Raw genomic sequence first — 9818 nt, forward strand, 5'->3', positions numbered from 1 at the left:
CGGGTGTACTGCTGTATGCCTGGAAGTGTGGGGTTTTTTGCAGGAGCCCTATGCGACGGACTCGACGTACCGGCACGGCCCGCTTCCGTTGCGTTGCGGGGTGCCGCGCTCCGACTTGGCGTCGGCAAAGGCATCCGTGGGGCGGGCGTAGCGTGGTCTTATGACGACGTACGGATCCTTTCCCGGCAGCCGGCCGCGGCGGCTGCGGACCAGTCCTGTGATGCGGCGCATGGTTGCCGAGACCCGGCTGCATCCCGCTGATTTCATCCTTCCCGCCTTTGTGCGTGAAGGTATTTCCGAGCCCGTTCCCATTGCCGCGATGCCCGGCGTCGTGCAGCACACCCGGGACACGCTGAAGAAGGCCGCCGCCGAGGCCGTGGCCGCGGGGATCTCCGGGATCATGCTTTTCGGCGTGCCGGAGGAGTCTAAGAAGGACGCGCTGGGGACGGCCGGGACCGATCCCGACGGGATTCTGCAGGTCGCCCTTCGGGACGTGCGCAGTGAGGTCGGGGACGAGTTGTTGGTGATGTCCGATCTCTGTCTCGACGAGACCACTGATCACGGGCATTGTGGGGTTTTGGATGCCCAAGGGCGCGTTGACAATGACGCGACCCTGGAGCGTTATGCCGAGATGGCTCAGGTGCAGGCCGATGCCGGGGCGCATGTGGTGGGGCCCAGCGGGATGATGGACGGGCAGGTCGGGGTCGTCCGTGACGCTCTCGATCAGATCGGGCGCGAGGACGTGGCCGTGCTCGCCTACGCCGTCAAGTACTCGTCCGCTTTCTTCGGGCCGTTCCGGGAGGCTGTCGGGTCCTCGCTGAAGGGGGATCGGAAGACCTATCAGCAGGACCCCGCCAATGCGCGGGAGTCGTTGAAGGAATTGGCGCTCGATCTTGAAGAGGGCGCCGACATGGTGATGGTGAAGCCCGCCGGGCCTTATCTGGACATCCTCGCGCGTGTTGCGGACGTGGCGGATGTGCCCGTCGTCGCCTATCAGATCTCCGGGGAGTATTCGATGATCGAGGCCGCCGCCGAGAAGGGGTGGATCGATCGGGATGCGGCGATCCTGGAGACGCTGACCGGGATCCGGCGGGCCGGGGCCCGGAACATTCTCACGTACTGGGCGACCGAGGTGGCGCAGAAGCTGCGTTGAGGCGTCAGGGCGTGCTGCTGTATTGCGCCGCCGAGCCCTCGTCGCGTATGCCCTCGCCGTTGTCGCACGCGGTCAGGGTCAGGGCGGCCACCGCGAGCGCGGCGGCGAGCAGGTGTGCGCGGACGGTGCGTGCGGACATCCGGTGAACTCCTCGTTGCGGTACGGGTGATGGCGCGGGCCGCTCGGCCGGGGGCCGAGGGCGGCGTGCTTGGATGGCTCAAGCTTGGGCGGAGATCCGTCCCGGCCGTGGCCCTCGCGAGGAACTTGGGACGCCGGAACGGTCGCAGCAGCCCTGACGTGGGGAAACGACCTGTCCCTGGAATGCGGGTCCGGGACGTGGAGAGAGGTGCGGGCGGTGGCGGGGGACGAGTTCACGGAGCTGCTGGGGCAGCTGAAGGAGCGGTCCGGTCTCAGTTACGGGGTGTTGGGGAAGCGGCTGCACACGAGTGCGTCCACCCTGCACCGGTACGTCAACGGGGACGCCGTGCCGACCGACTACGCGCCCGTGGAGCGGTTCGCGCGGGTCTGCCGGGCGACCCCCGAGGAACTGGTCGAGCTGCACCGGCGGTGGGTTCTGGCTGATGCGCGGAGGAAGCAGAAGGCGACCGGGGGAGCGGGAGGAGCGGGAGGAGCGGGAGGAGAGGGGGGAGCGGCAGGGGCCGGGAGTGAGGTTCCGGGGGGCGAGGGCGGCGCGGGGGTGGCGGATGCGGGCGCTTCCGCTGATCTTCTCGTCTCGCCGCAGGTCCCGCCTTCGGGGGCTCGGCGGCGTGCCGTCCTGCTCGCCGGTGCCGCCGTGGTCGCCGCTGTCGTGTCGGTCGCGCTCGTCGCGCAGTTCGTGGGGGGCGATGGCGGGGAGGGGCGTGAGCGGGCCGTCGGGGCCGCCTCGTCCGCCGATGACCGGCCGGAAGCCGGTGCGTCCGGTGGGGTGAAGGGCAAATCCCCCTCGCCGTCCGCCTCGCGTTCGGGAAGTTCCACCGCGTCCGCCGAATCCTCCGTCTCGCCGAGTGGCGGGGCGGCCGGAGCGGCGGGGGGCGCTGGCGCCGCGGAGGGGGCCACCGCTCCCGTCGTCGCCGTCAACCCGTACAAGTGGGACAGTCCGTGCAGTCAGCACTATCTCATCGACCGTGCGCCCGAGAAGGTGCCCCCGCCGCCCAGTGAGCCCGACGCGCGCGGGTGGGTCAACGCGCTCGGCGGGGTCGCCGCCGGGCAGCAGATGCTCGCGCTGACCGTGCAGGGGACCGGGAAGGCCACCGTCGTCCTGGACGATCTGCATGTGCGGGTGGTGGACAAGAGCGCGCCGCTCGTCTGGAACGACTTCGCGATGGGCGTCGGGTGCGGTGGCGGTGTCGAGACCACGTCGTTCGGGGTGAACCTCGACGCCGGGCGGCCCGACACCTCGCCGAAGGCCGGGCAGCGCGACTTCCCGTACAAGGTGAGCGAGTCCGACCCCGAGGTGTTCTACATCTTCGCGGACGCGCGGACGTACGACGTGAGCTGGTATCTGGAGCTGGAGTGGTCCAGCGGGGACAAGAAGGGGACCGTGCGTGTCGACGACCACGGCAGTCCTTTTCGGACCAGTGGGAACGTGGGGCGGCCCGCCTATGACTATCCGCTCGGCGACTCCGCCTGGGGGCGCAACGAGTACGAGCCCGATGTGCCCGGCTGAGGCACCATCAAGTCGCTGCGGGAGTTAGGTTGTTGCCCGTTGACTGACGCGACTCCCCAGGGAGAGGCCCTATGCCCGGTGATGCTCTCAGCCAGGACCCCGCGGAGCTGAGAAGGAGGATCGACACCACCAAGGCGCACCCGGCCCGTGTCTATGACGTCTTCCTCGGGGGCAAGGACAACTACCCGGTGGACCGGGCCGCTGCCGCCGCCGCGCTCGCCGCCAATCCGCGCGGCTATCTCGACGTCCGGCACAACCGCGACTTCCTGCGCCGGGCCGTGAACACGCTGACGGGCGAAGAGGGCATCCGGCAGTACCTGGACATCGGCACCGGGCTGCCGACCCAGGAGAACGTGCACCAGATCGCCCAGCGCCTCGCCCCGGACGCGCGTGTTGTGTACGTCGACAACGACCCTGTCGTCCTCGCGCATGCGCGAGCCCTGCTCACCAGCGGGCCCGAGGGCCGGACGGACTACATCGACGCCGATCTGCAGAATCCGGCCCAGATCCTCGAAGCCGCCGCCAAGACCCTGGACTTCGAGAAGCCGATCGCGCTGGCGCTCGTGGCGATCCTGCACTTCGTCGAGGACGAGCGGGCCTACCCGATCGTCCGCGAACTGATCGAGGCCCTGCCTTCGGGCAGCCGGCTCGTGCTCAGCCATCTCACCGAGGACCTCAACGCCGAGAACGTCCGCGCGGTCCAGCGGACCTACACCGAGCGGGGCTTCACCTTCGTGCTGCGTACGAAGGCGGAGGTCGAGCGGTTCCTCACCGACAACGGGCTGGAAGTCGACGAGCCCGGTGTCGTACCCGCCCATCACTGGCGGCCCGACCACGCGGCGCCCGTGCCCGAGCAGCCCGAGGCGGGCTACGTCGACGGCCTCGACGACATCGAGAAGGTCCGCTACCGCGACATCAACGATGTGACGGACGCCGACATCAACGTGTACGCCGTCACCGGCCGCAAGCCCTGAGGCCGGCCGGTCAGTCCCACCAGAAGGTCCAGGAGCGTGCGCCGAGGACCTCGCGCTCGGCGTACGCCCGCAGCGAGGCGTGGCCGCTCTGGGCGATGTTGTCCGGGCAGAACGCGTAGTGCTCGGCGGCTATCGCCTCCGCCTCGGACAGGGTTCTGGGCGGGGCCGCGACGGAGACGATCAGCTGGTCGAAGGTGAGGGCCACGACCCGGACGCCGAAGCGGTCCTCCCAGGAACGCAGGACCGCGCACAGCTCCGCCACGTCGTCGGTGAGATTGACCGGACCGCACCAGCCGACGGCGGCCGGGACGTCCGCGCTGCGGCGGGCCGGCACGAGTGCGAGACGCGGCTCCTTCAGCAGGCTCGCGCCGCCGACGAGCGCGTCCGTCACCTCGGCCGCCCACACGTCCGGATCGACGTCCGGAACGCCCGCAGGGGCGAGGCCCGGCCAGTCGGCGTCCTCGGCCTCGGCCGCGTACTCCTCCCACAGCTCCGCGAGGACCTCCTCGGCGTCGTGGTCGCCGGGATAGGACGCGAGGTCCGGGTCCAGCTCCCACTTGTCCGGGTGCGGTTCGCTGCCCGTCCGGCCGCCGACCAGGACCGGGCACAGGCCCGCCGTGCGGCGCGCGGACGCCAGCCGCAGCCAGTCGCCCGGCGCCGCCGGGGCGTCGGCACGCCACAGCAGTGGTTCGCCCCAGGAGCCGTCCACCGTCGTGTCGAGCAGGGCACCGGGCGGGAGGTCGAGACCGAGCGAGCGGCCGGCCGGGTCGGCCGCGAGCGTCGGCAGCTGGTTCGGAAGAGTCGCCATGCCCGTGACTTTAGAGCCCGGCACTGACAACGGCCCCAGGGGGCGCGATGGTCCCGGCGGCCATGGCCCCGCGCGCCGACCGCCCGTGGCGGGCCGTCAGTCGATGCCGAACCAGGTGTGCGCGAGCGAGTCCAGCGTCGGCTCGGGCGATTTCGGCAGCATGCGCAGATACGAGGCCAGATCGCTGTAGACGTGCAGCAGCGTGTACGCCATGACCGTGCGAGGGTCGAACGGCGGGCGCCCGTAGGCCTCGTAGAACCGCTTCAGGAGCCGGGGCTGTCCGCACGTGAGGAACAGGCCGACGCTCACGAAGTCGTAGGCGGGATGGCCGGCCATCACCGGCTCGAAGTCGAAGAGGCCGGTCAGCCGCCAGCCGTCCGGGTCCACCGTCAGATGCTCGCGCATGAACTCGGTGTGCAGCAGCACCCGTCGTGAAGGGGCGGGCAGCGGGACCGAGTTCAGGAACCACGGGATCTGTTCGAGCCAGACCTCCGGCAGTCCGGCCTCGCGATGCTGCTCCACCGCGTTCGCGCGCTGCGCGTCGACGAACAGGCCCCAGTCGGAGGGGCCGACAAGGTTCGAGAGCGGCCCGGGGCTCAGCGCGTGCAGCGCCGCGAGCGTCTCACCGGCCTCCGTGACGATACGGTCCTGGTCCGCCGCCGGGATCCGCGGCCACGCCTCCCCGAGACCCTGGCCGGGCAGCCGGGACATCAGGACGAACGACCAGCCGTTCTTGTACGCGCCGGCCGAGTGCAACTGCGGTGTCGGGACCGGCAGTCTGCCGTACACGTGGCTGAGCATCCGCTCCTCGCGCCGGGCGTCGAGCTTCTCGAAGGCGGGGAACAGCTTCAGTACGTGCGCGGCGCCGATGGAGTACACCGGGAGCGAGCCCTCGATGTAGCGGACCATCTGCTTGGGGACCAGGCCGAGGCGCTCGCACAGGTCCGCCACGGCCGGCCGCAGCAGGGCCTCGTCGCGGACGACGGCGTCCAGCTCCTCGCCGGTCTCAACGAGTGGCAGCATGACTGGCGCACACCCTCCGGCCGGCCGGAGGGATGGAGAAGGGCAGTGCAGTGCTCATTGCGCTCCCAGCGTGCGGTTCGACGAGGCTCACGTACCCCGGAGTCGGGGTCGGCGGCCCGCAGCATCGCATACTCCGGGGTGCGCCCGGACAGCTCAACCTTTGGCCCTTGCCTGTACGGAAAGGCAGGGCTCAGGCGGGTTGCAAGCAGGTCCGAGGAAGGTTCGAGGAAGGCCGGGGAGACGTCGCTGCGGGGAGAGGGGCACCAGCGGGTGCCCCTCTCCCCGGCCGCTCACCCGAATGGGTGAACGGCGTCAGAGGCGTTCGGGGGTCCTGATGCCGAGCAGCGCCATGCCCTGGTGGAGCGTGCGGGCCGTCAGGTCGACGAGGAACAGCCTGTTCTCGACGACCTCCGGCGGGTTCGCGTCGCTCAGCACGTGGCACTGGTCGTAGAACGTCGTCAGGTGCGACGCCAGCTGGTACAGGTACGCGGCCAGCTTGTGCGGCTCGTACCCCGCGGCCACGTCCAGGAGCAGCTCGCCGAACTGGTCCAGGTGCAGCCCCAGCGCACGCTCCGCCGGAGCCAGCGCCAGCTCCGGGTGGGCCACCGGACGCGCGTCCCCGGCCTTGCGGAGGATCGACCGGCTACGGGCGTACGCGTACTGGAGGTACACGCTCGTGTCGCCGTTCAGCGACACCATCTGGTCCAGGTCGAACTTGTAGTCCCGGACGGCCGACGTGGACAGGTCCGCGTACTTCACGGCGCCGACCCCGACGAACCGGCCGTTCTCGACGATCTCCTCCTCGGAGAGGCCCATCTTCGCGGCCTTCTCGCGCACCACCGCCGTGGCACGGTCGATCGCCTCGTCGAGCAGGTCCACCAGCCGGACCGTCTCGCCCTCACGCGTCTTGAACGGCTTGCCGTCCTTGCCGAGGACTGTGCCGAAGGCCAGCTGCTGCGCCTTGGTGTCCTCGTTCAGCCAGCCCGCCCTGCGCGCCGTCTCGAAGACCATCTTGAAGTGCAGGGACTGGCGCGCGTCGACCACGTACAGGAGCGTGTCAGCCTTCAGGTCGAAGACGCGGTTCCTGATCGCGGAGAGGTCGGTCGCCGCGTAGCCGTAGCCGCCGTCCGACTTCTTCACGATCAGCGGGACCGGGTTGCCGTCCGGGCCCTTCACGTCGTCGAAGAACACGCACAGGGCGCCCTCGGAGCGGACCGCCACGCCTGATTCTTCGAGGAGGCGGCACGTCTCGTCGAGCATGTCGTTGTAGCCCGACTCGCCGACGATGTCCGCGTCCCGGATCTCCATGTCCAGCTTCTCGAAGACCGAGAAGAAGTAGACCTTCGACTCGTCCACGAACCGCTGCCAGGTGGCGAGGGTGTGCGGGTCGCCCGCCTGGAGGTCGACCACCCTGCGGCGGGCCCGCGTCTTGAACTCCTCGTCGGAGTCGAAGTGCGTGCGCGCGGCCTTGTAGAGGCGGTTGAGGTTCGACATCGCCTCCTCGCCCGTCTCGGCTGCGTCCGCCGAGCGGTCCAGCTCGTGCGGGTGCTCGTCCAGGTACTGGATGAGCATGCCGAACTGGGTGCCCCAGTCGCCGATGTGGTGCCGCCTGACGACGGTCTCGCCGACGAACTCCAGGATCCGCACGACCGCGTCGCCGATCACCGCGGAGCGCAGGTGGCCTACGTGCATCTCCTTCGCCACGTTCGGCTGGGCGTAGTCGATGACCGTCGTGCCCGGGTGCGCGGCGAGCGGTACGCCGAGGCGGTCCGCCGGGTCCGCGGCGCGGGCCGCGAGGGTCTCCGTGATCGCGCGGTCCGTGAGCGTGATGTTGAGGAAGCCGGGGCCCGAGACCTCGATGTCCTTGATCAGGTCACCCGTGACGACCTGGGCGACGACCTGGGTCGCGAGGTCCCTGGGGTTGGCCTTCGCCTTCTTCGCCAGGGCGAGGATTCCGTTGGCCTGGAAGTCCGCCCTGTCGCTGCGTCGCAGCAGCGGGTCCGCTTCCGCGGTCTCCGGCAGGGTTGCCGTGAGGGCGGTGGCGAGGCGCTGGTGGACGTGGGCGGTGAGGGACGTGACCGGGGGCATGGGGTGGGTGCCGTTCTCCTCGTGGGCATGGATCAGGCCAGTATCCCACGGGGGGCAAAGGGGTTTTTCGCCCCCGCCGCCCCTACCCGTTCCCGTCCACGTATGGGGCTGCGCCCCTCGCCCCCTGATCGCGCTGCGCGCTCGTCCTCAAACGCCGGACGGGCTGGAGGTGTGCGGACGGTCCGCGAATCTTTCAGCCTCTCCGGCGTTTGAGGACCGGGGGTTCGGGGGCTGGCCCCCGAGTCAAAAGGCGTTTTCGTGGTTGAGGGCAGAGCTGGGACAATGAGCCGGTCAGCCGTGCGAACCCGTAGGAAAGAAGGACGTGCCGATCGTGGCTCAGAGCACCGAGACCACCGACTGGGTCTCCCGTTTCGCGGATGAGGTCATCGAGGAGTCGGAGCGCCGAGCCCCGGGCAAACCCGTCGTCGTCGCGTCCGGACTGTCCCCCTCCGGTCCCATCCACCTGGGCAACCTGCGCGAGGTCATGACCCCGCACCTCGTCGCCGACGAGATCAGGCGGCGCGGGCACGAGGTCAGGCATCTGATCTCCTGGGACGACTACGACCGGTACCGCAAGGTGCCGAACGGCGTCCCGGGGGTCGACGCGTCCTGGGCCGAGCACATCGGCCGGCCCCTGACCTCCGTACCCGCCCCGGCCGGATCCGCGTACCCGAACTGGGCCGAGCACTTCAAGGCCGCCATGGTCGAGGCGCTCGCCGAGATGGGCGTGGAGTTCGACGGGATCAGCCAGACCGAGCAGTACACCTCGGGTGTCTATCGCGAGCAGGTTCTGCACGCGATGAAGCACCGGGGTGACATCGACGCGATCCTCGATCAGTACCGGACCAAGAAGGCGCCCCCGAAGAAGCAGTCGCAGAAGCCCGTCGACGAGGCCGAGCTCGAAGCCGCCGAGGGGTCGGGCGCCGCGGCCGAGGACGACGGCACCGGGTCCGCCGGGTACTTCCCGTACAAGCCGTACTGCGGTGGTTGCGGCAAGGACCTCACCACCGTCACGGCCTACGACGACGACACCACCGAGCTGACCTACAGCTGCACCGAGTGCGGCTACGAGGAGACCGTCCGCCTCAGCGAGTTCAACCGCGGCAAGCTCGTCTGGAAGGTCGACTGGCCGATGCGCTGGGCCTACGAGGGCGTCGTCTTCGAGCCGAGCGGTGTCGACCACTCGTCGCCCGGTTCGAGCTTCCAGGTCGGCGGGCAGATCGTCGGCAGCATCTTCGGCGGCAAGCAGCCCATCGGGCCCATGTACGCCTTCGTGGGGATCTCCGGGATGGCGAAGATGTCGTCCAGCAAGGGGGGCGTGCCGACTCCGGGTGATGCTCTGAAGATCATGGAGCCGCAGCTGCTGCGCTGGCTCTACGCCCGCCGCCGGCCCAACCAGTCGTTCAAGATCGCCTTCGACCAGGAGATCCAGCGGCTCTACGACGAGTGGGACAAGCTGGGCGGCAAGGTCGCCGACGGGTCCGCCCTGCCGGGCGATGTCGCCGCCCACGCGCGCGCCGTCGGCACCGCGGCCGGTGAGCTGCCGAAGACGCCCCGGCCGATGGCGTACCGCACGCTCGCCTCCGTCGCCGACATCACCGCAGGCGCCGAGGACCAGACCCTGCGCATCCTCAGCGAGCTCGACCCCGCGCACCCGATCACCTCGCTCGACGAGGTCCGGCCGCGGCTCGACAAGGCGGAGGCCTGGATCAACACCCAGGTCCCCGCCGACCAGCGGACCGTCGTGCGCAAGGACGCGGACGCCGAACTCCTCGCGTCCCTCGACGACCAGGGCCGTGCCTCCCTGCGGCTGCTGCTCGACGGTCTCGACACGCACTGGTCGCTGGACGGGCTCACCCACCTCGTCTACGGCGTTCCGAAGGTGCAGGCCGGCTTCTCCGCCGACGCCACGCCCAAGGAGCTCCCGGCGGAGATCAAGGTCGCCCAGCGCACGTTCTTCGCGCTGCTCTACCACCTGCTGGTGGGCCGCGACACCGGCCCGCGCCTGCCCACCCTGCTGCTCGCGGTGGGCCAGGAGCGGGTGAGGAAGCTGCTCGGCGCGTAGCAGTCGTTCCTGGCTGTACGCAAAAGGGGGCGCCCGGAGTT

Annotated in this window: 8 protein-coding genes; 4 read left to right on the forward strand and 4 right to left on the reverse strand. The window is 70.0% G+C overall.

Annotation, left to right across the window (positions count from 1 at the left end; all coding sequences use genetic code 11):
- Positions 1–160 precede the first annotated feature (160 nt).
- Positions 161–1153: a porphobilinogen synthase gene (gene hemB / locus ACFWGJ_RS36685; RefSeq protein WP_387333258.1), complete on the forward strand. Its 993-nt coding sequence runs from the start codon at positions 161–163 to the stop codon at positions 1151–1153.
- Between the two features lie 4 nt (positions 1154–1157).
- On the opposite strand, the gene ACFWGJ_RS36690 is transcribed toward hemB, so the two are convergent.
- Positions 1158–1292 carry a hypothetical protein gene (locus ACFWGJ_RS36690; RefSeq protein WP_381833914.1) on the reverse strand — a complete coding sequence of 45 codons (135 nt, stop codon included), beginning with the start codon at positions 1290–1292 and terminating at the stop codon, positions 1158–1160.
- Positions 1293–1508: 216 nt separating this feature from the next.
- Here ACFWGJ_RS36690 and ACFWGJ_RS36695 point away from each other — a divergent pair, with 216 nt between their 5' ends.
- Together ACFWGJ_RS36695 and ACFWGJ_RS36700 are read left to right on the forward strand one after the other, a co-directional pair.
- Entirely contained in the window at positions 1509–2819 is a 1311-nt protein-coding gene (locus ACFWGJ_RS36695) for a helix-turn-helix domain-containing protein (protein WP_387333261.1), read from the forward strand.
- A 71-nt stretch (positions 2820–2890) separates the two neighbouring features.
- Positions 2891–3793, forward strand: a complete 903-nt coding sequence (locus ACFWGJ_RS36700) for an SAM-dependent methyltransferase (protein ID WP_387333263.1) — start codon at positions 2891–2893, stop codon at positions 3791–3793.
- A gap of 10 nt (positions 3794–3803) precedes the next feature.
- On the opposite strand, the gene ACFWGJ_RS36705 is transcribed toward ACFWGJ_RS36700, so the two are convergent.
- The 3 genes from ACFWGJ_RS36705 to argS all read right to left on the reverse strand — a co-directional run bounded on the left by ACFWGJ_RS36705 (position 3804) and on the right by argS (position 7712).
- On the reverse strand, positions 3804–4601 hold the full coding sequence (locus ACFWGJ_RS36705) for a DUF4253 domain-containing protein (protein WP_387333265.1): 798 nt from the start codon (positions 4599–4601) through the stop codon (positions 3804–3806).
- A 96-nt stretch (positions 4602–4697) separates the two neighbouring features.
- Positions 4698–5624: a phosphotransferase family protein gene (locus ACFWGJ_RS36710; protein WP_381833976.1), complete on the reverse strand. Its 927-nt coding sequence runs from the start codon at positions 5622–5624 to the stop codon at positions 4698–4700.
- A 312-nt stretch (positions 5625–5936) separates the two neighbouring features.
- Positions 5937–7712: an arginine--tRNA ligase gene (gene argS / locus ACFWGJ_RS36715; protein ID WP_387333267.1), complete on the reverse strand. Its 1776-nt coding sequence runs from the start codon at positions 7710–7712 to the stop codon at positions 5937–5939.
- A gap of 322 nt (positions 7713–8034) precedes the next feature.
- Here argS and lysS point away from each other — a divergent pair, with 322 nt between their 5' ends.
- The gene (gene lysS, locus ACFWGJ_RS36720) at positions 8035–9777 is read left to right on the forward strand and encodes a lysine--tRNA ligase (protein WP_387333269.1); all 1743 of its coding nucleotides are present in this window, start codon (positions 8035–8037) and stop codon (positions 9775–9777) included.
- Positions 9778–9818 lie beyond the last annotated feature (41 nt).

This window comes from Streptomyces sp. NPDC060205 (assembly GCF_042728395.1).
Classification (GTDB): Bacteria; Actinomycetota; Actinomycetes; order Streptomycetales; family Streptomycetaceae; genus Streptomyces.